Here is a 25,380-nt window from a genome sequence, read left to right on the forward strand (position 1 = left end):
ACATGGATATTTCATAAATATAGTAAGGCAACGACTGCCTAGCCTTGCAATTGCTACCGTAAAAAAAGAGAAGAATTACACTAACTGTGGCAATTCCGATAATAGTTTACCTCTTCCCGAGCCAGTTTTACCATATATTTTAATCGAACGAAGATTGTGTCAGTTTACAATTTAAAAGCATTTGATTATCAGTTTTTTACAGAAATAATATCTTTAACCTTCTGTAAGTGAATTCTGAAAAATAATAATGAATCCTTCAATAAATTCTAATAAACTTGAGATGTTTATTCAGAAATAGTATCATATAAGTAGTACGATCTAACTATCTATTTCAATCTACTAGTATTAGAATTAGATATCATCCAAAAAATGAATCAAAATTCTGTATCAAACAAACAAAATACCAGACAAAATGGTTATGCTCAACCAAAAAGTAGAGTAATTATTAAGCCGGGAAAGTAAGACTGATGGAAAACAAACAGATTATGAATATTGTGCAGTGAGAAAAAAAGATAACACAATCAATTATTTTTTTAAAGATAAAGCCAAAGTATATTAGACGGCCTGAGACATTTGTATTCTATACTGCGTAGGTGTTACGCCTGTTCTTTTCTTAAAAGCGCTATTAAAAGTTACTTTATTATTAAAACCGACTTCGTACAAAATTTCTGAAATGGTCATCTTACAATTAACATCCAAGAGTAATTCCTTGGACTCATCAATTCTAAAATCATTAAGGAAGTCGAAAAAGTTTTCGTTAAAATGCTCATTAATTATCTGAGACGTATTGTGTTTTGTAGTGCCAAGAAGTGATGACAATTCATCCAAATTCAAATTATTTTGCTTGTAAATCTTCTCATCAACCATGAGTTCAATTAACTTTTGTTTGAGTTCTGCTGCCAAACTAGGAATCAATCCCGATTTTTCATACTTAATAACATTTAGTGCTCCAACAATGCTAAATCCCCAAAAAATTTGAGGTTGTACCAAACCAAATAAACCTATTAATAGTATTGAAGCAGAAATGAGAAGACAAATCATATAATCCCAACCATCGCTATAGAAAAAATCAAAATTATTAAGTGTAGAATACAATGCAAATGACAATACAAATCCGGCATATGTATACATCATATAGTGTAACCACTTAACAACATTTGGACCAACATTATCTTTTGCCTTCTTAACCAGTTTATATATTAAAACTAAATAAACAAACATTTGTATATTCTTCACCCATTCATACCATATAATATCCATAGCAACATTATAAATTCTATTTTTTGGATCAAGCAAATGAAACGATGCATAAAATGCAAAGGCAATTAAAAAAAGACTAAAATGTCCAAGTTTAAATCTTGAGGAATATTTAATCTTAAATAAATCTTTAACATAAAATAATAGCAGAGGCCCAAGGGCAAACATCATTGGAATCCAAAGTTTTCTGAAATAGATAATAGGATATTCATATAGATAACGACTTTTGTAACCTACATAAAACAATAATATTATAGAAAAGGATAACACAAAAAGTCCTAAATTTTTATTAGCCTTTGTATTTCCTTTCTTTCGGAAAAACAATACAAAAAAGAGAATAATTCCTTGAATTGCAATAAATAAAAAAGTGCCTGTCCATTTATTTAAAGCTGGCTTATAAGACTCCAATAATTTCATAAAAACAACACTATCACTCAAATCACTAAACGCTTCATCTTCAAATTGTTCTGGTTTGGCCCTTCTATCTAATGCCTTTTCAACATAAGCTAAAGATGCTTCTTTATTATCTAAATTTAATTCTGCTTTTGCTAAATGATAATACAGTTTAGACTTTTTATAATAACCATTAATCTCAGATTTAATCAAACTATTTTTTGAAGCTGAAAAATCACCAACTTGATCTTCACATAAGGCTTTCAAAAACCAAAATTCTGCTGAGTTTACATTTAGTGCAATAACGTCTTCTGATAAAGGAAGTATATTTTCAGAAGTTCCATTTTCATAATTGTTTTTGAGTACTAACAATATGTCTTCACTCTGTGCATTTAAATTAACACAAAATAAGAATACATAAACTAGCAAAACATTTATGAATTTCATAGAACCCTTTTTAAATAAAATTAACAAACAAATGATTAAAACAGTTAATTATTCGGAAAAAAGAGGTTAAATCCGATGTAAACTTACCTCTTTAACATACTTTAACATAAATTAATCATAAGATTTCATCTCAAAGACAATATTTCATTCTTAAAATTTTGTTAATATTAATGAATTAGACATTAGTTTCAAAACCCCTATAAATACTACACGTGCTTAAAATTCTATTTCTTATTTTCGCATTATGATCAAATCACTACAACTTCGAATTACACTTCAAGAAGAACGACAAACCGGTATTTTGATCAAGAAAGCTTCTCAAGTTTTAGATGTAAATCCGGAGGATATTTCGGTAGTAAAAATACTTCGGAAATCAATTGACGCTCGAAAAAAATTGATCATTCTCAATTATAAAGTGGAGGTTTATATCAACGAACAACCCACAGAAGATACAGCCTATACTTTTGATTATAAAGATGTATCTTCGGCAAAACCCATACATATTATAGGATTTGGTCCTGCTGGAATGTATGCCGCTTTACGTTGTATCGAATTAGGATATAAACCTATTGTTTTTGAGCGTGGAAAAAATGTTCAAGATAGACGACGTGATCTAAAAGCAATTAATCAAGATCATATCGTCAATGAGGATTCTAATTATTGCTTTGGTGAAGGCGGCGCTGGTACTTATAGCGACGGAAAGTTATATACAAGAAGTTTAAAACGAGGTGATGTTAGAAAAATATTCGAAAATCTAGTTTATCATGGTGCTACAGATCAAATTTTGATAGATGCGCATCCACATATAGGAACCAATAAACTTCCAAAAGTAGTCAAGAATATTCGTGAAACTATATTAAAATATGGTGGAGAAGTACATTTTGAAAGTCGCGTAACAGATTTCAATATTGTTGATCATACTATAAAATCGATCACACTCCAAAATGACAATGAAATAAACGTTGATAAAGTCATTTTGGCCACAGGGCATTCTGCAAGAGATATATACTATTTATTACACACTAAACATGTTCAACTTAAAGCTAAATCCTTTGCCATGGGTGTTCGTGTAGAACATCCACAACATATTATTGATGGTATTCAATACCATTGTAGCGGTGAAAAAAGGGATGAATTATTACCAGCTGCAGCCTATAGTTTGGTTCAACAGGTTAATAACAGAGGCGTATATTCTTTTTGTATGTGTCCTGGTGGATTTATAGTTCCTGCCGCTACAGCTAATGGAGAAGTTGTTGTGAATGGAATGTCCCCTTCAAAACGAAATAATGAGTATGCCAATTCTGGAATTGTTGTTGAAATTAATGTAGACAAAGACCTTTATAAATATGAACATCATGGTGCGCTCAAAGGTTTAGAATACCAAAAAGACCTAGAACGATTGGCCTTTACAGCTGGCGGACGAAGCCAAACAGCTCCTGCTCAACGTTTAACAGATTTTGTTGAAGGTAATCTCTCAGCAAGTTTGAATCCTACCTCCTACCAACCAGGCTTGAAATCTGCACCCATACATTCCCTTTTTCCAAAACTTATAGGAAGTTCTCTTCGGAAAGGTTTTAAGGCCTTTGGAGAAAAAATGAAAGGTTTTTACACTTCAGAAGCGAATATAATAGGTGTTGAATCGAGAACATCTTCTCCAGTAAATATACCAAGGAATGAGAATTTAGCACATCCAGAACTATCAAATCTTTTCCCTTGTGGTGAAGGTGGTGGATATGCTGGAGGAATTGTTTCTGCAGCTATGGATGGAGAGCGATGTGCCGAGGCTGCCACAGGTCAATTATAAATTTAATTTGTCTTCGTTTCAATAGGCACAGTTTAAAGATATTATTCCTATTTTTGTCGGATAAAATTTGATAACAATGAAAGCATACGTTTTTCCTGGTCAAGGTGCTCAATTTACTGGAATGGGTCTTGATTTATATGAAAACTCACCACTAGCCCAAGAGCTATTTGAAAAAGCTAATGATATTCTTGGTTTTTCTATTACAGATATCATGTTCGAAGGTTCTGCCGAAGACTTAAAAGAAACGAAAGTAACACAACCAGCTATCTTTTTACATTCAGTGATATTAGCTAAAACCTTAGGTGATCAATTTAAACCAGACATGGTTGCTGGTCATTCACTTGGTGAATTTTCTGCTTTGGTTGCTAACGGAACTCTAAACTTTGAAGACGGATTAAAGTTAGTTTCTCAACGTGCTCAAGCGATGCAAAAAGCTTGTGAATTACAACCAAGTACTATGGCTGCCGTTTTGGGATTAGATGATGATATTGTTGAAAAGGTTTGTGCTACAACTGATGGTATTGTTGTTGCCGCTAATTACAATTGCCCTGGTCAATTAGTTATTTCTGGAGAAATCGATGCCATTAATAGAGCTTGTGAAACTTTAAAAGAAGAAGGTGCACGCCGAGCATTAGTACTTCCTGTTGGTGGTGCCTTTCATTCACCTTTAATGGAACCAGCTCGTGAAGAGTTGGCTGCTGCAATTGAAAACACTCAATTCAATGCGCCAAACTGCCCTATCTATCAAAATGTAACAGCTTCTGCAGTAACAGATGAAAACGAAATAAAAGCTAACTTAATTTCTCAATTAACAGCTCCTGTGCGCTGGACACAATCTGTACAGCAAATGATTACTGATGGTGCATCTCATTTTACTGAAGTTGGTCCTGGAAAAGTATTACAAGGGCTTGTGAAAAAAATTAATAGAGACACAGAAACAGCTTCAGCTACTTTAGAATCTAACGCCTAATTTTTATGAAATTATCAAGAACAGCAGGAATAGTACTGCTTATAGCTTTTAATATTGCTATTGACCAAATTTCAAAGGTGATAGTTAGATCTAATATTAGACTAAGAACTGAAACAGATCCTGGAGAAAGAATCAATGTTATTGGCGATACATTTTTAATGATGAATGTAGAGAACGAAGGTGCTTTTTTAGGCATGGGAAGTGACATGAACGACACGCTTAAACTATTATTATTAAAGATCCTTCCTATTGCAGTACTTGTGTATTTAGTCTACTATATTGTTAAAACAACAGCATTGGATAAACTCAGTTTGATTGCCTTATGTTGTATTGCTGGAGGAGGAATAGCAAATGTATTTGATCGTGTAGCTTTTGGTAAAGTTACCGACTTTTTTCATTTAGATTTTGGAGGTGTCTTCAGAACAGGGATTTTCAATGTAGCCGATATGTCTGTTACGTTTGGAATGATCATACTAGCGTACGTAACGCTCTTTTCTAAAAAAAAGAAAACACAAACAGCTTAAATAAAAAAAGCCTCAATTAAATTGAGGCTTTTTTTATTTATTTTCAAGCTTAATTTTTGTAAACGTTTCCGTCTTTCATTACAAAAACTACATTTTCCAATGTGGAGATATTTTTGGTAGGATCATCATTAACCGCAATGATATCTGCAATAAAACCTTCTTTTATTTGACCTATTTCATCTTTCATATTCAATAGCATTGCATTAGTTAATGTAGCGCTTTGAATGGCTTCCATTTCTGGCATCCCAGCTTCTACCATATATCCGAATTCTTTTCCACTATTCCCATGTTTAAAAACACCTGCATCTGTTCCAAAAGCAATATTAACACCTTTTTTATAAGCTCTCCCAAAAGTTCCTTGAATTTGAGGTCCAACTGCCAAAGCTTTAGGCACCACTATATCTGGATAAAACCCTTTAACTTTTGCCTTTTCTTCTACCTCTTTTCCAGCAGTAATCGTAGGAACTAAATACGCATCATGTTTTTTCATTAATTCCATAGTTTCATCACTCATATAAGTTCCATGCTCAATAGTTTTAACACCTCCAAGAATAGCACGTTGCATCCCCTCGTCTCCATGGGCGTGAGCAGCTACATGCATTCCATAATCTTTGGCAGCATCACAAATAGCTTTCACTTCTTCAATAGTAAATTGTGGATTATCTCCGCTTTTCGCCACACTTAAAACGCCTCCTGTAGCTGTGATTTTTATTAAATCTGCTCCATTTTTATAACGCTGTCTTACTGCCTTTTTCGCATCGTCAGTACTATTAACAACACCATCTTCAGGGCCTGGATCTTCAAGAAGTCCTTTTTTTGCTCCATTAGTAAAATCACCATGACCTCCAGTAGAACTTATAATTTTTCCTGCAGTATAAATTCTAGGGCCATCAATTTTTCCTCTATTTATAGCATTCCTAACCGAAATATTAACTCCTGTTCCTCCTAAATCTCTCACTGTAGTAAACCCAGATAATAAAGTTTCTTTAGAATATGCAACCGAATTAAACGCTATATCAGATTCATTTAAAATATAGCGCTCCAATCTAGTTTTTGGGCCAAACTCTTGTTCTATGTGTACGTGCATATCTATCAATCCTGGCATTACCGTTTTAGTCTTTAAATCGATAACTACATCATTAGAAGACTCTGCAGCTATATATCCATTTTCAATAGCAATAATTTTATGTCCAGAAACAACAACTGTTTTTTCAGTTAAAACCGTTCCATTTTTAGTGTCAATTAATTTTCCGCAATGCAGATATGTATTTTGTCCGGTTACTGAAATAGTCAATAAAAGGATTGCAAGTTGTAGTATTTTTTTCATTGTAAACGGTTTATAAATTTCTAATGGTTTTTTCCCAATTCCATGCTGAACTCATAGCGTCATCGAGTGTCGATTTTGCTTTCCAACCCAATACTGAGTTTGCTTTTTTTGTATCAGCATAAGCACTTATGACATCTCCTTTTCGCCTTGGTGCAATTTTATAGTTTAGTGATCTTCCGGAGACTCTTTCAAAAGACTTAATAACATCTAAAACAGAGCTTCCTACTCCTGTTCCTATATTAAAGGTCTCAAAATTTGATTCTTGTTTATTATCTAATAAGCGTTGTAGTGCCACAACATGAGCCTTTGCTAAATCTACAACATGGATATAGTCTCTTAAACATGTACCATCTGGAGTTGGATAGTCATCTCCAAAAACAGAGAGACAATCTCTTAATCCAGCTCCAGTTTGTGTAATGAATGGAACTAAATTTTGTGGTATTCCAATTGGTAACTCTCCAATCTTAGCAGTAGAATGCGCGCCAATTGGATTAAAATAACGCAAAGCGATTACATTTAAATGAGGTTCAACATTACAAACATCTCTAATAATTTCTTCACCAATCTGTTTGGTGTTTCCATATGGAGATTCTGCAGGTTTTACTGGAGCGTTTTCAGTAATTGGCATTTCATCGGCTTGACCATAAACGGTACATGATGAACTAAATATAAAATTTTGAGTATTTAAATTCAATACTTCTTTCATCAAATAGATGAGTGTATTGAGATTATTCTCATAATATAATAATGGATTATTTACACTTTCTCCAACGGCTTTACTCGCAGCAAAATGAATAACTCCACTTATATCTCTATGTGCTCTAAAAAATTGTGCTACGGAAGATTTGTTTTTTAGATCTAGTTTTTCAAAGATTGGTTTTTGATTGGTTATAGCTGTAATACCTTCTATGACTTCTATAGACGAGTTTGACAAATCATCAACAATAACAACCTCAAAACCTTTGTTTTGTAATTCTACAACAGTATGCGAACCTATAAAACCGAGTCCGCCAGTAACTAGAACTTTTTTCATGCTACGCGTTAACGAAATTTATAACCGTAGATGTAATGAATTCAATTTGTTCGCTATCTAATTCAGTATGCATTGGTAAAGAAATAACTTCTTTTACCAGTTGATTGGTTACTGAAAAGTCTGCTTCATTATATCTTGAGTCTTGATATGCTTTTTGGCGATGTAACGGAATTGGGTAATACACACCACAAGGAATACCCTTATCATTTAAGTGTTTTACTAAAGCATCACGATCACTATTTAAAATACGCAATGTGTATTGATGAAATACATGACAATCGCATGAATTGCAAATACCAGAGCAACTTGTTTTACCAGATGGAACAACAATATTTTCTTGACCTTCAAATGCTTTGCTGTAAGCTCGCGCTGCGCTTTGTCTAGCTTTATTATAATCATCTAAACGCTTAAGTTTGATATCCAATATTGCTGCTTGGATAGAATCTAGTCGAGAATTAACACCTACTACATCATGATGATAACGCACATACATTCCATGATTAACAATACCTCTTATAGTGTGAGCGAGATCGTCATCGTTAGTGAAAATTGCACCACCATCTCCATAACATCCTAAGTTTTTAGATGGAAAAAAAGAAGTTGAAGACACATGTCCTATTGTTCCAGCTTTAGCTTTTGTTCCATCACTATAAGTATATGTTGAACCAATTGCTTGTGCATTGTCTTCAATAACAAATAAGTCATTTGCTTTAGCTATGTCCATAATCGCTTCCATATTGGCACACATTCCAAACAGATGCACTGGAACAATAGCTTTCGTTTTTGGTGTAATTGCTTTTTTAATAGCATCAATATCTATATTGAAAGTCACCGGGTCTACATCAACCAAAACAGGTGTTAATTGCAATAATGCAATCACCTCTACGGTTGCAGCAAATGTAAAATCGGCTGTAATCACTTCATCACCAGGTTTCAAACCTAATCCCATCATTGCTATTTGCAAGGCATCTGTACCGTTTGCACAAGGGATAACATGTTTAACACCTAAATAATTCTCTAAATTTTTCTGAAACTCATGAACCTTAGGTCCATTGATATACGCTGTTGAATCTAAAACCTCCAAAACAGAGCTATCTACTGCTTCTTTTATTTTGCTATATTGACCTTTAAGGTCAACCATTTGAATTTTTTTCATACCTGACGAATTTACAAAATTCATTAGCATTAAGCAATGAATTTATTTTAAAGAACAGTATTTTAGCAGTAACTAATTGTTTAAATATTGTATACTACAGGAATATACGTCGTTAGCTTCTTTTTAAAGGTTCTGGCATTATTTAACACTAAGATAAAACTTGGTGTAAATGGTCGTAAACAAACATTTAACATTCTTGAGGAAAAAATAGACATCAATGACAAAACCATTTGGTTTCATTGCGCATCCTTAGGTGAGTATGAGCAAGGCTTACCTGTTTTTGAAGTATTGCGAAAAAATTATCCTAATCATAAAATAGTGCTTACTTTCTTTTCGCCTTCTGGATATGAAATTAGAAAAAACACAACATTAGCAGATGTGGTTGTCTACCTTCCTTTAGACACTCGAGTTAATGCTAAACGTTTTTTAGAGTTAGTTCATCCAGAGTTTACTGTATTTGTAAAATATGACATCTGGCCTAATCTATTACATGAATTAAAGCGACAGGATAGACGCGCTATTTTAATTTCAGCTTTATTTAGAAAAAACCAATCCTATTTTAAATCTTACGGTGGAAAACGCCAATCTGCACTATTTGCATTTGAACATATTTTTGTCCAAGATGAAAATTCTAAATCATTACTAAACTCAATTAACTATAATTCGGTTACTATATCAGGAGACACACGGTTTGATCGCGTAAGTAACCAATTATCACAAATAAATACACTTGACTTTGTTACAGAATTCAAAAGCGATAGTACATGCATTGTTATTGGGAGTTCATGGCCTGAAGATGAAGACATACTCATTCCTTATATAAATAGTAACGCTTCAAAAGATTTGAAATTTATTATTGCTCCACATGAAATCAAAAATAGTCATGTAAAAGCTATTCTTTCAAAACTTAAAGTAACTACAGTTTTATTTTCTAAAAAACAAGGTAAAGACCTTAATGATGCTTCGGTTTTAATTATTGACACTATTGGTTTACTCTCTAAAGTTTACAGTTATGCAGATATTGCATATGTAGGCGGAGCTATGGGTCAAACTGGTTTGCATAATATTTTAGAGCCTGCGGTTTTTGGAATACCAATTATTATTGGTAAAAACTATCAAAAGTTCCCTGAGGCTTTTTCAATGATTGAGCATGCTGGAGTAACTTCAGTAAAAAGTGAGAAAGACTTAAAAACAGTGTTTGATGCATTGATTTCTTCTAAAGAATACTGCACGTCTGAAGGACTTAAAAACTCAGCGTTTATCAATAAAAATAAGGGCGCTGTAGTCCAAATTGCGAACTATATTCGTATATAGTGCATTGATTGAATAGTATAAAATCTTAATAAATGTTAAATTTTTATCAGAAAATTCAATTTAAGTTACTAATTTCGTGTATTAACAATTAACACTAAAACGATTACAATGAAAAAATTGATTTTAAACATCGCATTGGTATTGGCACTTGTTGTGTCTGTAACATCATGTAGAGAAACTAAAGAAGGTGCTGAGGATGCTGCTGATAAAGTAGAAAACGCAGCTGAAGAAGCTGGAGACGCAATGGAAGATGCTGCTGATAAAGCAGGAGATGCGGTAAAAGAAGGTGCTGAAGCAGTAAAAGAAGGTGCTGAAGACGCTGTTGATGCTGCAGGAGATGCGATAAAAGAAGGCGCTGATGCTGTAAAAGAAGGAGCTAAAGATGCTGTTGACGGAGCTAAAGAGGCTGCAAATGATGCAGTAGACAAAGCTAAAGAAGAAGGTTCAAAAGCTTTAGACAAAGCTGCTGACAAATTGAAAAAAGACAACTAAATACTAGTTGCTTTCATAAAAAAAAGGTCTGATATTTTTCAGGCCTTTTTTTTATGAAAATTATTATCTTACCACATACGTAATTTCCAATTGCATTTTTGAAAAAAACTAAACACCTTATTGTTTATGTTTAATATTTATGTTTCTTGGTCAAATACTTTTAGTACAGAAAATAAATTTTGATATTTAAACAATATACATATTTGTTAAAAGCATCCTCATTGAGCAATGCCATCTTTGTATGTTTAATGATTTCGATATTTTCAGGATGTTTAGTGCTCATATCTCATTATCAAAATTTATTAAATTCTAAATTAGATTTTACCGAAACTTTAATCAACACCAATAACGCTTCCTTTAAATACTTTGCCTTAAACCCAAACCTTTTAGATTTAAACAAAACTTTAGAAATCGATATTTTTGAAAATGACATTATATCATATTCAACAAAAAAAAAATGGGGCTTTTTTGATATTCTATCAACCAAAACAATATTTAAAGGTGACACAATACACAAGATTGGACTTATTGGCAATATTAATAGTGATAAGTCTTCTCCTTCATTATTTGTAACAGACTATGACTTGCCATTAAAACTATCTGGAAATACTAAAATAATAGGGAATTCTAAAGTTCCCATAGGTCAAATTGAGCAAGCCTACATTAATGGTCAAGACGGTAATGATGTAGAAATTAAAGGTAGAGTTATGATCTCTGAAGATAAGCTGCCTAGATTAAACTCAACTCTGGATATAAATATTGAGCGTTTTAAAACGCTTACTATAGATGCGTTTAAATCAAACCAAATTATCAACTCTTTTGATTCTGAAACCATAGTTATTGACGTGTCAAATTTATCAGAATTAAGAGATATTACTATAAAAGGAAATATTATCATTTTTTCATCTCATCATATAAAAGTATCGAATACAGTACAACTTCACGATGTACTGTTGATGGCAAAATCTATTGTTTTTGAAAATGATTTTTCAGGTAATCTCCAAGTCATTGCAAAAAACAATGTTATTGTTGAAGAAGATGTAACTTTAAAATACCCCTCAAGTTTATATCTTGAGAATGACACAGACTCTATAAAAGTTCATTTTAAACCTTCGTCGAGTATTGCAGGAGGTGTCGTCATAAACGGAAATACTTATAAAGGCTCTTTGATGAGACAACTCGTTATTGACAAGTCGGCAAAACTATATGGAAGTGTGTATTGCTACGGAAAAACGCAACTTCAAGGTGACGTCATTGGAGAGCTCTATACTGACCGTTTTTTTCTTAAAACGACTTCCTCTAATTACGAAAATATTATATTAAATGGCACTATAGATGGTGATAATTTACCTGAAAAATTTGTTCGATTACCTATAATGAATTCTAAATTAAAATCAAGCGGATATGAGATTATCAAGGAATTCTAAACAGTTAAAGGCATCGTCCTTAATTGAATCTATAATAGCTATTGTACTTATTTCTATATGTTCATTAGTTGCTCTTACCGTTTACTTAAATGTGATTAGTCAAAATAATCCTCTCAACTATTATGAAGCCAAACATAAAATCGAAATTTTAACACAGGAGGCAGAATCTAAACAAGATTTTGAAGATGATATCTATCGCTATAAAAACTATATTATTGAAAAAAATGTTACTATAAAAAATAACGAACGCATAGCAGTGATAAACTATATCATAAAATCAGGTAAAAAGAGATTTACAGTTAATAAACTCATTACGATTGAAACAGAAAAATAACATACTTGCATTTACTCTTTTAGAATCACTAATAACCTTAATGTTAATTAGTATTATTATAGGCTTGTCTTACGCTTTAATTGATCTCATTGGAAGACAGTTAAGCCTGTTTGAAAAAGAGAACACACAAGTTCTGGAATACAATTTATTTAACTCGACATTGATTAACGATATTAATAATGCTGATGACTTCTCGGTTGATTCTAATCATTTAATGCTTCGTTTTTACAATGGTGATACCATTAATTATTATATTCAAAATAAAAACATATTGAGACGTCATGATGTTATAACAGACTCATTTGATATTTCAGCTGTGCATTATAAGTTCGTAAAAAGCACCAACAATAGACAGTCAAAAGATTATTTAGAGCTCAAACTGGAGTTATTACAAGATACAATTAGTACCAATTACTATTTAAAAAAGAGTAATGCCAAATACATAAATAATTTACTATTTGATGAAGATTGATTTATCCCAAAATAAAAAAGAAACAAAAAAGCCTGCGTTAAGTTTAGATTTGGATGCTAAACTACCTTCATTTAAAAGGTTTACGAACAAGCAAAAAGAAGACTTTTATAGAGAATTTTCGACTCTCATAAAATCTGGCGTGGATTATAATCAAGCACTCAAAATTTTAGCAGGACAACAAAAGTCAAAGTTTTTAAAATCTATTTATGAGCAAATTAATGATGCTATAGTAAAAGGAACACCATTGCATGTCGCGATACAAGATCATAAATTTTTCACTCCATATGAATATTACAGTATAAAGATTGGTGAAGACACAAGGCGATTGCCTGAGATCTTTGATCAATTACAAAAGTTTTTTGCTAGAAAAATAAAGATGAGGCGTCAAGTAGTTTCCGTACTCGCCTACCCCATATTTGTATTATTTATCACTTTTGGAGTGTTGTACTTTATGTTAAATTTTGTTGTTCCAATGTTCTCATCTATTTTTAAGCAATTTGGTAAAGAACTTCCTAGTATTACGCAATTTGTACTACGGCTATCTGAGAATTTCAATATGATATTACTTGTATTCGTATTGATAGTTGCAGGCCTGATATTTGGACATAAACTTTTAAAGACCAACGACAAGTACAGACAAATAACATCATCCTTATTAATGAAGATTCCATTTTTTGGTCCTTTAATTACAAAAATTTATTTGGCACGATTTTGTCAATCTTTTAGTCTTTTGTTATCAGCTAAGACACCTTTAATTACTGCCTTAGACCTCACCGAACGTATGATCACCTTTTATCCGTTAAAAACGGCTTTGATTAGTGCAAAACGTGATGTCTTAAAAGGCGAAACTTTGGCAAACAGTTTGGCAAAACATTCCTTTTTTACACCAAAAATTATATCACTAACTGTTATTGGCGAACAAATTAATGAGTTGGATAAGATGTATGACAATCTAGCCAACCAATACAATGATGACATCGATCATTCTACCAAGCTTGTTGGGACTATTTTAGAACCTGTAATGATATTGTTAATAGGCAGTATTGTTGGTTTTATTATGGTAGCAATGTACTCACCAATTTTTAATTTAAGTAAAATCTTAGAGCGCTAATGAGTTTTTATGTCATAAATGGTTGAATTAACATGATTTAACACGTCTTAAAATGCACAAAAAACACCCAAAACTGTAATTTTAAATCATTACAACACCTATCAAAATCCCTACTATTACCTATTACTAGGGTAAATAACTTTTAGATTATCATTACGCCATTGGAAGATATCAAGGCAACCTATTGACAACTTGTCTCATTATCGATGCTTGTACTTGTCCATATACGACGAGATACTAGCTTCAAGAACATCTATTTCACAATTCATTAATGCACTTGATACAATAATACTATTTTTAGAATTCCAATTATTTACCATTAGAAGAATTTTTTGTAGAATGTTTAACTTCTTGATTTTAAAAATTGATTCTTTCAGAACTATTTTTAAACTATACTTTTTGACCCTTTTTACATCATGAATTTCATTAAAATAAATTTTCCCAATTGATTCATACCTAGAATTATCAATTAGGTAATTGTCAGAAATGATAAAAGCTTCTTTTTTATTAAGCAATAATATAAATGAACACAGCATAAATAAACTATAAAAGAATAACAGAATACCTATTAACTTAATATGTTCTTCTTTCATCAAAAAATTTCTAATAAAAATTTCAGGTTCAACAATAAACCAAATTCCAATTATATTGAATAATATAAAGAACACTAGTCCAAATCCAATTCTTTTTTTATTGTATCGAAAACTAATCATTTATAGCACCTCTTTTATTATGAACTAAAACGCCATTTGCGAAGAACGTATTATTTTTCTTTACAAATTCAACATTATACATCTCGACAAACTCTCCTGTATCAGTAATTGTGCTTATTTTTAATTCAACCAACTTACCGTTTACATTTTTAAGAATAATATCGTTCTCTTCTAATACATTAACATTAAATGTTAACTCCTTTTTAGCTTCTTTTCTACTAAAAACAGACCAACCTTTACCTTCTACCCATATTGGATGAGCTGGTGAACACTCAATTGTTGTATTATCCGCCATAACTATTTTAATTCTTTTATATTTCTTTACTTTTTGAGGAATCTCAACAACAAGGTCACTTTCTAATTTCATGGTATTGACATCAATACTTAAAATTTTATCTCCAGCAACTACATCTTCAATATTTTTGAAGCTTCCGTCTGCCATTTCTATTTTTGTTCCTGCAACAAAACAGGTTGTTATATATTGATGTGGCTGTTTCTCTCTAGGTTCGCTGTTCATAATTTCATCGTACATACGTTCCATTCCTTCTTCCCCAACAAAACCACCTATAATAGCACCTGCTATTACAGTTATGACAACTCCAGGACCTGTTTCAATACCAAGGAGTCCCATACCAGCACCAGCAATAGCTCCTCCAAGCCATCCTCCACCAACACTACCTACAGCTCCAGCTACTTGTTTATTACCTTCATGACTATTTTGCTCATATCCATCTATTATTTCAGGAACTTCTAATGCTGTGCCAAGAATTGGACCTCCAAACTTAAACACTTTATTAACGTTAACTGCTCCTCCGTTTATATTATTCAATCCTCTAGCATTAGGCTTCCAATATAGACCCTTACCAGTTTTAGCCTTACTGTATGCTATATAACCACCACCATTTTTTAAACCTGATGTGTATTTATTTGCGCCTGCCAAAATTTCATCAGAATATTCAAATAATCCAGCTCCACCATATCTATCATCTTCTTGAATTGGAATTGGCGGTAATGTTTCTTCACTATCTGCAGATATTAAATTTATTTCCAAAATTTCTCCGGCATTAGAATTCAAACTTCTATATATTGGATTATCTATATCTAACATATTTGAATCCTTCCAGTTATCTAAACCACCTGCTTTTGCATAATAAACAACATTATCCATCACAACTTTATCCCAAGTCACAGGTTTTTGTAGAGTATATCCCCATATTTTTTGTGTCTCTGGATTATTAATATCCTCTGATATTTGAGTAGGCCCTTGACCTGGCTCTATAACATATCCTACTATTTTTCCTCCTCTAACAATTGGGTATAAACCCTCTGATTCTCCAGCCATAATTGGCGTGTTACCAGCAAAAAGATAAGGTGAGTACCATGGAAATTCCTTTGTTAATGGATCCGTTGCAAAGAAACGTCCAACACGAGGGTCATAATGTCTAAAAGTATAACTTAAACTATTCCCTTCGCCTTTAATCTCATCATCCATCTCGACTCCACCAAATCCATATCTATATAAATCAGTACTACTACGTCTACTAGGTATCAAAGAGCCAAATGGATAGTAATCATTAAAAGCGATTTCATCTGGTACAAAATAATCAAAAATACCTGTAGTTGTTAATTTTGGTAATTTTTTATCGTTAATTACAGATAATACATTTCCTAAATGATTACTTAATTCATAGCGCTTATCACCAATTAAGCGATCATATTCTAAGTGTTTTTCTCCAATATTATCTAAACCTCCAGATAAGCCTACAAGGGTTTTATTTGGCTCTTGTATTCCTAAGCGACTACTACCAAATAAATGTTGTTCTTTAAGTACGAAAGGTGCAGATCGTGAAGACGTTTTATTATATACGCTCATTACGTTACCTTGAGCATCACGAATGTAGTAGGTGATTTTCTTTTCACTCTCCACTGTTTTGGATTGTCTATTCCCCAAACCGTCATAAGTAAACGAAATGACATCGCCATCAGTCTTATCAATGCTTTCTACCTTACCATCTGCACGCCAATTGATACTCTTAATCCCTTCATCATAATCTTGCACCAATTGACCAATCTTATCGTATCTGTAATTAAATTTGTGATTATCAATGTCTACTTTTTCAAATACGTTGTCGGCCACATCATCATTCACCTTTTTTAAACGATTAGAACGATTGCCAGAAATATCATAGTATTCATAGGTTAATACATCCATATCTTTTATGGTACCATCATTGGCTTTTGCAGACCTATATAATCTATCAAGATTGCCATTTCTATCATAGGCGTATGTTGTATTTATTCCAGAAACCGATGGTGTACCTCCCAAGACATCACCTTCATAATTGCTCATACCGACAATTCTGTTTAACTGATCATAAGAATAAGTATTAAAGGCTACTCTTAAAGGATTTTCATCGGTATCCATTAAAGCCGTGGTCATTCCCCTTATATTTCCATTCATCAAACTTGAATTAGAAGCATAATGTGTTTCGCTTGAAGTAAATGGGTTAGCAACACTCGTTCGAGGTTTGTAATCGTCATTGAAATAAGATAAGGCATAAGCATAAGCGTCTTTTGCAGTAGTGCTCAGACTCATTCCTGATTCTAAATCAAGTTTTTCGCCATTAACCCCTTTAATCCAACCCTGTAAAGTATAAACATAATCCATAGCCTGAACTTTTTTATCTCCTAGCAGAACCCTTGCTAACGGACCATGTTCATAATATTCATATTGAGCATCAGTCTCCCAAATTTCACCATCATTTGAGGTTTGTGCCATTACAATTCGGTTATCAGCATCATATTCATAGCGATGCATAAATTGATCTATCTTGTTTCTTTGGTAAATTACTTGATTTACATTACCACTAATTAAGTCATATTCATAATGCACTTTCTTGATGTGATGATTCCATTTTTCCAATTGTCTTTTATTGATTTCGGTAATCATCTCTTTTACATTGCCATGAATATCATAGTCATAGAATATGGCATTATCAAAATAAGGCGAGATTGGTTCGACAAAGCTGTTTTCAGTGTCTAGATATAATATAGCAGTGACTCTATTTCTATCATTATTACCATAATCTTCAAATAATTCTGATTTATTGCCAGGCATTTCATCATAGATAGTTATTGTAATTTCTTGTTTCTTGATATAATCATCAAAACCATTTACGGGTTGATTATCAATACCTGCAAAACCATTCTGGCTCAAAATTAATTGACCATTATCGCTAATAAAATAGATTGGCCCTACATTATAATTATTATTGAAAATAATTTCTCCTGCTTCAACAATTCTACCTAAATCGTCATACTCGGTATAACTCATATAACCATCAGATTTAGCTGCCTGATTGGCATTTTGTGATGCTATAATCCTACCTAATGCATCATACGCATATTGTGTTTCACCACCATCTGGTGTTTTTTGCCATATCAATTGATTTAATGAATTATATCTATATGCTGTGTTTAAATCATGATCTGGTAAGGCTGTTGTTGTACTTCCTGTTTCACGATCCTGATTGATTTGATTATTTAAGGCTTCCTTTTCAGCTAGATCTAAATCATCACCCAAACGTTGTACTCCCTCTGGAGATACAGTTTGTGTCAAGTTTCCTGCTTGATCATAATAGTACAAAGTATATTGGTATTCTTTATCTGGATAGATTACCGTAAAGGTTTCTTGTGCATTTGCTATAGCTCCATTGATATATTGTTCCTCGAAATCAGCTCTTAGTTGCTCCAAATATTGCAAGTAGCTGTCTTGTGCGTAAGCTTGTGTAATAGATTCAATGATTTCGTCACAAGTACTAGGCGGTGTTTCAATTTCTATTAATACCTCAGGAATCATTGGTGCAGGAATACATGGATCATTTTCCATGATATAATCCCTTACAAAATCGCTCCATGATATTAAAGGATAACCATCTGCATCCAAACCGGTTAATGCATAAGCTTCGATAACTAATTCCATTTCATTTTCAAGCGTATACGGATCATCAAAACCATAATTTAAGTCGGTGTTACCAAAAGAGCCTATGGTTAAATAAAATGGATGAGATACCGAATCTACTCCTAATTCTTCTAAGTAATGAATGTAAGTTTCGGTAATATATTGATAATTCATACCACAGAAAAATGCTTTTGTAAATAGATCTGGCAATTGGATTCCTAGGACATTAACTGTTGACTCGGTAACGGTATAAGTTGCTGGGTCATCACCTGGTCCATTATTATAAGTCACTTCTTCAAATCCGAAATACGTATAAAATCGATTCCATTTTTCATCGCTACTTACTGGTTTTACCGTTTGAACAACGCAAGGACATTCTTCAGTTTGTTGTGTTTCATAATCTATAGATGTTTGAGCACTAACAATTAAAGAATACAGGGTATTGTTATCTGTTTCTTCAAAATAATTGAGTTGTGCAATATGTCCGAAGTAGTAGTTATCACCTGGTAACGGATCATCCTGTACTATATGCAATTGTGAGTTAAGTCTGATATTAGATTTAAAGTTCAAATCTAATCCGGATTCAAAAATCATTTCAAAGTCATCTGTCCAAGTTGGATTTATTTGATCACATGGAAAATAAGGGCTGTCCTGTATTGCTAAAGCAACAGCATCAAGGTCGTCAAAAGATGGTACCCAATTCCATGGATTACCACTGGACATGGTAATAGAATTATCCGAAGAAGTCGGGCTTCCCATTCCTTCATTAAAGTTGAATAGCGCTTGATTCCCATTAACACTGTAATCCAATAGGCTAATACTAAATTCAGCTGGATACTGTCCTGCCCAAGACAAATCATTTTGAAGTGCATCTCTTTTTATTAAAGCATCTGGATCAAAACAATGGTATACTTTATTATCGCCTTCTTCTCTACTTGAAAAGTTAACCAATAAATCACTCGAACCATAATTATAAGTTTCTCCATTTAATAAGATGCTCAAATTGGAATTACTTAAATCTAGATTGACGTCTCCAAAGGCAACAGGATCTGTATAAACACCTGGGTCAAATGAAATATTAAAGTCGAAATTCATTAATTCATGAAGCGCATATGTTTTTGTTGGCACCGAAAATTCTACATCCTTGAAAAATAAGTTCCCATTAGGTCCAAACTGAGAGATTTGTTTTCTAAGTGTAAACTTTAAGAAGTACTCAGGATCTTGCAAACAGACTTCAAGCAGAGAGTGATTTTCATATTCTAAAATTCCTGTGTCTTCTACTATATTATCACTTGTGCTTAAATAAACTAGTGTAATATTATGAGCAGGGTTTCCATTTATAGAAGTCTCTGATTCGAATCTCACATCTAAAAACTCTTGAATAAACGTATTGGCATTATCGTAGGTACCATCCATTCGAAAAATAAGTCCAGCATCTGTTCCATTATTAAAGGTGAAATTGAAATTTCCTTCAGTGTCATAATTATACTGACTTGTAAAAGGGACATTATAAAAAGCTGGTAAAAAACTAGACGTATACTCTGTATAACCTCCTATATCTACAAGGATGGAACTATTTAAATCGTTATCGTTTAAAATACGATTTAACAAGATCGCTAAATCTGCTTTAGCTCCTATTGTAAATTGACGATCACATAAATCGTTACAACTTTCTAGGCAAGAATTTAGTTGTGCACAGGTATTTCCTTTGAACACGTATTCTACTGTCTGCCCTCCTATTTTTACAGTACCTAAAATTTCATAGTGATATCTATTTTCTTCTTCAATTAAAGGATCATAATATAATTCTGTAATTCCAATGACATTATCAAACTCCCAAGTAGACCCATATCCTGACCAACTTAAACCTGAACCTGTTGGAATTGACAACACGATAGGATCTGTACATTTATCATTGGCGATTCCTTCAAAGCTAATAATGAGGTTATCACCTAAAATTTGACCTTTAATTGAAGGTTCTTCTCCATTTACACCACCAAACTCTTCAAATAAATCAATTATAAAATAGGTATTATCATAGAGCAAATTAGTTGTTAATGGTAATTCTAGTTCATTTCTTTCTTTAAAAAAACCTCTTAAAAATATCTCAAGATCTAATTGGGATTTACATTTTCCTGTTAATTCATAATACTCATCTTCACTTCCATCGAAAATAATGTTTGGATCATCATTTAAAATATTAGCATCATATAAATATGTTGAAAATGGAAAGCGCCTCACTTTTTCATTGTACAATTCTGCCGAGCTCGATGTACATAATGTAACTGCCGGAGGGTTTATTACGTTATCGATAGTTTCTTCAATTGTAGAGGTATTAAAGGGCACGTCTAAATAGCTACTAATTAAATCAGTAAAAGGTCCAGAACCTGAACTAATAGTGATATCGTAATCATCTGCCAAATCAATAACATCCTGACCTATTATTTCTCCATTTAAACAATCATTAAAACATCCAGAATTTGTTGCATGAATAGCGATACTCACATCATAAATTTTCGCTTTAAGTCCTAAATAATTATTGACATATTGGGTCCATAAATTATCTTTTTCTTCTGGAGTTAAGTCCCCTATTACACTAGCTGAATACAGTTCCACAGCCGTATCTGGAATGGACAGTATGTTTCCTTCATTCATTAAACTGCCAAACTTTACAACAGCATAACTGTATGATAAGATTCCACAGATTTCATTAGGTGGAAAATCATCTGCAAAGCCATTAAAATTATTAGTTAATGCCTCTTCCATAATGGCTCTCCTTAGAGCTGCAAAGTCTGTTACAGAAGCTGTTTCGGAAGCATATTGGTTATAAAAGAATGGATCTTTCTCCATAATTTGAATAAATCCAGAACCAATTAATCCGTCAAATTGTGCATCACTGTATGTAAGAATTGATCTTAGATAATCATCATATTCATAGGTATTTAAAGTGTTTAATCCACCTTGAGGCACATTTGTCAAATCGCACATATCACTAGTGTATTCTAGATAACAATATTCGGGATGATAAGGGAGTAATGCTTTGGCCCAGTTTGGATTCCATGCTGCAATGAAGTCTGAAACATATGCTAATTGTTCTGGGTAGATTTCCAATATTTGCTCTTCTTCATTATCCATTGGTACAACACCTTCTAAAATTTGAGGGTTATAAAGCGGTAAACCTTCATCATCTAAGCCTAAATACTCCACTTCAATTTTGGCTAAAGTACCATCAGAATTTATATAATGTAGAGGTAACGGATGTCTCCAATCATTGTTTTCAATAGTTGGTCCCGCAGGATTGTTATAATATAACAGATTTGGGATCCCACCACTTCCATCATTAAAAATACTAAGTGGCGTGCTAATCGTAGGCAATGTAACTTCTTCGCCATCTAATTCGCCGTTGCCGTTTAAATCCTCAAAATCAAAGGTTATACCTCCATATTGACCATGGGGACTCATATCAGCCAATAGCGTTTGCTCATTTACAAAGCATAGGGACTTTTGCTCACAGAATTCGGTAACAATTGGAAATGACTCTTCAAGCCCTAAAATAAAAGCCTCCATTTCTGCGGCGAGATTTTCGTCTGTGGTCGTTACTGTAATAGTATCTCCAACTACGTTATAATCATCTGGATTATACGATATTTCTAATTTACTAACAATATACGATGTCACACCCTGAGCAATGATATCACAATCTATTGTAGAGCAGTCGAACATGATGAGTGCAAAATCTTCTTGAGTGAGAATGCATTCCGAACCATCTTGTGTTGCTGTTGTAATGAAGGTATTCCAGTGTTCTTCCAAAGCCTCTTCACTAACAATAAGGTCTTTTACATAACCATATTCACCAATATTCATTGTACGTTCTTGAAAAAACGTATAAGTTTCAGATATTCGGGTAGGACTCCCTCTAGCAATCACACCACAATCATCAAAAAGTGCCATTGTCAAATCGTATTCGTATGGAAATGTTTGCGGACATTCTAAAAATGTAAATTCTTCGGTATTAATCAATGTGTAATTAAATGTGCGATTAGAGTTATTTTGCAAGACCACGCCTTGACCATCAATTCGTGACCCATCCTCTAGTAATTCATATCTGCCCGTAGAATAAATAACATTATTTTGCATGAGATCAGCACTTATAAAATCATGCAATTCTGCATTGGTTTCATCCTCTAAAGCCTGAAAAATTGGGTTTTCATTGTCATCTAATGGATTAGATCCTGCCAAAGCTGTTGCTATTGTTCGACCTTGCGGATTAAGATAGTTCACACTAATTTGACCATTAGGATCAATAATCGCATTTTTCTTATAGTGCGTTAAGTCTCCAACTTCATATCCAAATAATCGATTTAATTCAAACGACGATGTTGGTTGCGAATAAAAATAAGTCGTCTCATTTCCAGTATCTAATCGATGGTCAATCCCGACACCACTTTTTCTTCTAATTCTCCCTGAATTATCAGGAGTATATTCTATTTGACTAAATGGAAATTTTTTGGCATCGGGGACATAATCTTGAAAATTATTTTGTGTGTCATTATTTGGCGAATAGTATTTACTTGCTCCCGAGATATTAGGAGACATGCCTATTAAATTAATATCACAATCTTCATCACTTAATACGTTATCCCAGTCGAAATCTAAGTGGGTATATAACTCATCATTTTCATTTCTATTGAAAGTGTCAAAATATTGCAATTTATTTTTACCAGAAGGCACTGGCAGAACTTCTATTGCTGGACGGCCCTGATTATCGTAAATAACTTCTCCAACAATGGCATTATCATTACTATTAATAGTTGTTACTGTTTGTCTATTTCTCAAAGTACCATCAAAGTAACTGATCACTTCCTTTTTCTTACCATCTTCTGCATAATTTGACTGAAATTGCCAGTTTTTATTATTTTCATGTGATTCTTCTATGTGATATCTATATTCCCAATGACTTACTTTAGTTTCTTCTATGCCACCATCGGTACTCCAGTTTCCATAGAATGGAATTGTTACGTCATCGAGAAATCGACCCACTGCTCTTATTCTAAACACAAGGTATCCTCTTGCATATATTAGTGGGATTTGATATTTTAAATTTTGGGCATCTAAAAGAGGTTCATTATACGGATCACTTATTTGCACTCTAGTATTATTTAATTCGAAATCTCTTTCAGTCAAATCAATAGTTTCTATTGGTAATTCTGAAGTTGTATCTCCATAATTATCAATCCAAGTCCATTCTAGTTCATATTCTTCTGCTCCAAGAACTGGTGACCAATTAATCTCTAGCGTGCAAGGATTCCCGTCGTCTAAAACCTCATCAATACCAAGGCTAATTAAACTATCCGACAACTGATAGAATCGTTTCACGTTAAAACTTAAAGACAGTTTGACGTTATCTGGTGTAATACTTGAAGTCGTTGAATTTTCAACATCTTCAGTTAAAACAGAAATGACTTTTACATAAGCTCCGTGTCTACCTGATAGTTTATGTAATTTAAGATCTATAAAATTGGCAGAGTTCCCATTTGGGTTATATTCTACACTTAGTTTTCTAGTATAAGATGTACCATAAGTACCATCGGCTAAAATTGGATTAATTAAGACATTGACCGTATATTTGAACCAAAAAAACGGTGGTTGATCATTATCCACTTCCAGTTGAAGATAAGTGTTTGGATTTACTGATACTAAATCAGGTTCTCCAATTTCGGAATCAATGATATACAGCTCGGCATCTTCGACAATCTCTATCCCTTCAAGTTCAGGTGGCAACACAATTGTACCTTGCGAATAAGCCATTAGGCTCATCATACAAAATATCAACGTTATAAGGCTAAGCTTTATTTTTTTTATGTTCTGAATACAGGTATCTAATATCATAACTTTGCTGTATTAATTTTTAATCTATTTTAGTATTTCTTAATTAGCATGCAAGATTTCAAAGCCTTTGAACTCCTTTGCTGCAATTATTTGATTGTTACTATGCTCAAAATATCTATTCATTTTAAACAGGTTTTCACTTAGTGTGATCTTTGATTGATAGTTTTTATAGACTATTTCTAATCTTGGGTTATCATAATTAGGTACTGTCTCTTTTTTGTTGTAAGCCGAAAAATCTGAGACCGTATTATATAAAAACACTTGTTTTTGAGGTTGTAAATCAGATTTTCTAATATGGATTTCAATTTTAGTAAATTGACTAAGCTGAGAAACTTTGGATGTAAGTGTTAATATCCAAGTATCTCCGTTATCTATTAAGTTCTTTTCATCAAAAACTTTTAATAATTGTTCATTATCTAATTGACCTATATTGTTAAAAATAGGCTTAGAAGAATAGCCTACTAACATTGCTTTTTCTTCTGAATTAAGTTTTACTACAAAGTTTTCACCTTGTACAAGTTCCATACTGCCAAGCTTTTGATATTGTGTTCCATTATTTTTAGCCAACACTCCTTGAAAAGATTCATAGGCTTTGGTCCCTTCTACTCCTTTATACAAGGCGTAATTAATATCTGCTTGAAACTGTTGTTCTACTTTTTTCCCCTCAATGTACTTCTCTAGTATGTCATCAGCCGTTTGCGAAGTTGCAGGTATAGAGACTAATAATAGTGTTATTAAAAATAATCGTCGTATCAT

The 25,380-nt window shown here is 32.9% G+C and carries 16 protein-coding genes; 9 read left to right on the top strand and 7 right to left on the bottom strand.

Going from position 1 to position 25,380, the window contains the following annotated elements; translation table 11 throughout:
- Window positions 1-555: 555 nt before the first annotated feature.
- Window positions 556-2,097, bottom strand: a complete 1,542-nt coding sequence (locus Q0783_RS00475; RefSeq protein WP_298892395.1) for an AraC family transcriptional regulator — start codon at window positions 2,095-2,097, stop codon at window positions 556-558.
- 244 nt (window positions 2,098-2,341) lie between these two features.
- Here Q0783_RS00475 and Q0783_RS00480 point away from each other — a divergent pair, with 244 nt between their 5' ends.
- The 3 genes from Q0783_RS00480 (at window position 2,342) to lspA (ending at window position 5,395) form a co-directional block, all read left to right on the top strand.
- Window positions 2,342-3,901 (top strand): FAD-dependent protein, encoded by a 1,560-nt coding sequence (locus tag Q0783_RS00480; RefSeq protein ID WP_298892397.1) that lies wholly within the window; start codon window positions 2,342-2,344, stop codon window positions 3,899-3,901.
- Between the two features lie 76 nt (window positions 3,902-3,977).
- Entirely contained in the window at window positions 3,978-4,871 is an 894-nt protein-coding gene (gene fabD / locus Q0783_RS00485; protein ID WP_230937110.1) for an ACP S-malonyltransferase, read from the top strand.
- Between the two features lie 5 nt (window positions 4,872-4,876).
- Window positions 4,877-5,395, top strand: coding sequence for a signal peptidase II (gene lspA / locus Q0783_RS00490; RefSeq protein ID WP_298892400.1), 519 nt, complete (start codon window positions 4,877-4,879; stop codon window positions 5,393-5,395).
- 49 nt (window positions 5,396-5,444) lie between these two features.
- Here lspA and Q0783_RS00495 read toward each other — a convergent pair whose 3' ends face one another.
- The 3 genes from Q0783_RS00495 to Q0783_RS00505 are packed head-to-tail and all read right to left on the bottom strand — an operon-like array spanning window position 5,445 to window position 8,911.
- Window positions 5,445-6,722 (bottom strand): amidohydrolase family protein, encoded by a 1,278-nt coding sequence (locus Q0783_RS00495; protein WP_298892402.1) that lies wholly within the window; start codon window positions 6,720-6,722, stop codon window positions 5,445-5,447.
- A 10-nt stretch (window positions 6,723-6,732) separates the two neighbouring features.
- On the bottom strand, window positions 6,733-7,755 hold the full coding sequence (galE, locus tag Q0783_RS00500) for a UDP-glucose 4-epimerase GalE (RefSeq protein WP_298892404.1): 1,023 nt from the start codon (window positions 7,753-7,755) through the stop codon (window positions 6,733-6,735).
- Between the two features lies 1 nt (window position 7,756).
- Window positions 7,757-8,911, bottom strand: a complete 1,155-nt coding sequence (locus Q0783_RS00505; protein ID WP_298892406.1) for a DegT/DnrJ/EryC1/StrS family aminotransferase — start codon at window positions 8,909-8,911, stop codon at window positions 7,757-7,759.
- A gap of 87 nt (window positions 8,912-8,998) precedes the next feature.
- Between Q0783_RS00505 and Q0783_RS00510 the strand changes: the two genes are divergently transcribed.
- The 6 genes from Q0783_RS00510 to Q0783_RS00535 all read left to right on the top strand — a co-directional run bounded on the left by Q0783_RS00510 (window position 8,999) and on the right by Q0783_RS00535 (window position 14,061).
- The gene (locus Q0783_RS00510) at window positions 8,999-10,225 is read left to right on the top strand and encodes a glycosyltransferase N-terminal domain-containing protein (RefSeq protein WP_366915423.1); all 1,227 of its coding nucleotides are present in this window, start codon (window positions 8,999-9,001) and stop codon (window positions 10,223-10,225) included.
- A gap of 108 nt (window positions 10,226-10,333) precedes the next feature.
- The gene (locus tag Q0783_RS00515; protein WP_298892408.1) at window positions 10,334-10,717 is read left to right on the top strand and encodes a hypothetical protein; all 384 of its coding nucleotides are present in this window, start codon (window positions 10,334-10,336) and stop codon (window positions 10,715-10,717) included.
- A 221-nt stretch (window positions 10,718-10,938) separates the two neighbouring features.
- On the top strand, window positions 10,939-12,144 hold the full coding sequence (locus Q0783_RS00520; protein ID WP_298892410.1) for a hypothetical protein: 1,206 nt from the start codon (window positions 10,939-10,941) through the stop codon (window positions 12,142-12,144).
- Window positions 12,122-12,478 (top strand): hypothetical protein, encoded by a 357-nt coding sequence (locus Q0783_RS00525; protein ID WP_298892413.1) that lies wholly within the window; start codon window positions 12,122-12,124, stop codon window positions 12,476-12,478. The genes Q0783_RS00520 and Q0783_RS00525 overlap by 23 nt, the downstream gene beginning before the upstream one ends.
- Window positions 12,462-12,950, top strand: a complete 489-nt coding sequence (locus Q0783_RS00530) for a hypothetical protein (protein WP_298892414.1) — start codon at window positions 12,462-12,464, stop codon at window positions 12,948-12,950. The genes Q0783_RS00525 and Q0783_RS00530 overlap by 17 nt, the downstream gene beginning before the upstream one ends.
- Entirely contained in the window at window positions 12,940-14,061 is a 1,122-nt protein-coding gene (locus Q0783_RS00535; protein WP_298892415.1) for a type II secretion system F family protein, read from the top strand. The genes Q0783_RS00530 and Q0783_RS00535 overlap by 11 nt, the downstream gene beginning before the upstream one ends.
- A gap of 200 nt (window positions 14,062-14,261) precedes the next feature.
- On the opposite strand, the gene Q0783_RS00540 is transcribed toward Q0783_RS00535, so the two are convergent.
- From Q0783_RS00540 to Q0783_RS00550, 3 genes are all read right to left on the bottom strand, one after another.
- Window positions 14,262-14,774, bottom strand: a complete 513-nt coding sequence (locus Q0783_RS00540) for an STM3941 family protein (RefSeq protein ID WP_298892417.1) — start codon at window positions 14,772-14,774, stop codon at window positions 14,262-14,264.
- A complete protein-coding gene (locus Q0783_RS00545) occupies window positions 14,767-24,543 on the bottom strand; it encodes an RHS repeat-associated core domain-containing protein (protein ID WP_298892418.1) in 9,777 nt (3,258 codons plus the stop codon). The genes Q0783_RS00540 and Q0783_RS00545 overlap by 8 nt, the downstream gene beginning before the upstream one ends.
- 120 nt (window positions 24,544-24,663) lie before the next feature.
- On the bottom strand, window positions 24,664-25,380 hold the full coding sequence (locus Q0783_RS00550; protein ID WP_298892420.1) for a hypothetical protein: 717 nt from the start codon (window positions 25,378-25,380) through the stop codon (window positions 24,664-24,666).

Origin of the sequence: uncultured Psychroserpens sp., from assembly GCF_947500255.1 — a bacterium.
Taxonomy (GTDB): domain Bacteria; phylum Bacteroidota; class Bacteroidia; order Flavobacteriales; family Flavobacteriaceae; genus Psychroserpens.

What these genes read in the sequence shown, in the direction of transcription:
- Q0783_RS00550 (WP_298892420.1), bottom strand. Translation starts at nt 25,380, where the DNA reads ATGATACGACGATTATTTTTAATAACACTATTATTAGTCTCTATACCT.
- Q0783_RS00535 (WP_298892415.1), top strand. Translation starts at nt 12,940, where the DNA reads ATGAAGATTGATTTATCCCAAAATAAAAAAGAAACAAAAAAGCCTGCG.
- Q0783_RS00475 (WP_298892395.1), bottom strand. Translation starts at nt 2,097, where the DNA reads ATGAAATTCATAAATGTTTTGCTAGTTTATGTATTCTTATTTTGTGTT.
- lspA (WP_298892400.1), top strand. Translation starts at nt 4,877, where the DNA reads ATGAAATTATCAAGAACAGCAGGAATAGTACTGCTTATAGCTTTTAAT.
- Q0783_RS00545 (WP_298892418.1), bottom strand. Translation starts at nt 24,543, where the DNA reads ATGGCTTATTCGCAAGGTACAATTGTGTTGCCACCTGAACTTGAAGGG.
- Q0783_RS00525 (WP_298892413.1), top strand. Translation starts at nt 12,122, where the DNA reads ATGAGATTATCAAGGAATTCTAAACAGTTAAAGGCATCGTCCTTAATT.
- Q0783_RS00480 (WP_298892397.1), top strand. Translation starts at nt 2,342, where the DNA reads ATGATCAAATCACTACAACTTCGAATTACACTTCAAGAAGAACGACAA.
- Q0783_RS00495 (WP_298892402.1), bottom strand. Translation starts at nt 6,722, where the DNA reads ATGAAAAAAATACTACAACTTGCAATCCTTTTATTGACTATTTCAGTA.
- Q0783_RS00540 (WP_298892417.1), bottom strand. Translation starts at nt 14,774, where the DNA reads ATGATTAGTTTTCGATACAATAAAAAAAGAATTGGATTTGGACTAGTG.
- galE (WP_298892404.1), bottom strand. Translation starts at nt 7,755, where the DNA reads ATGAAAAAAGTTCTAGTTACTGGCGGACTCGGTTTTATAGGTTCGCAT.
- Q0783_RS00515 (WP_298892408.1), top strand. Translation starts at nt 10,334, where the DNA reads ATGAAAAAATTGATTTTAAACATCGCATTGGTATTGGCACTTGTTGTG.
- Q0783_RS00505 (WP_298892406.1), bottom strand. Translation starts at nt 8,911, where the DNA reads ATGAAAAAAATTCAAATGGTTGACCTTAAAGGTCAATATAGCAAAATA.
- fabD (WP_230937110.1), top strand. Translation starts at nt 3,978, where the DNA reads ATGAAAGCATACGTTTTTCCTGGTCAAGGTGCTCAATTTACTGGAATG.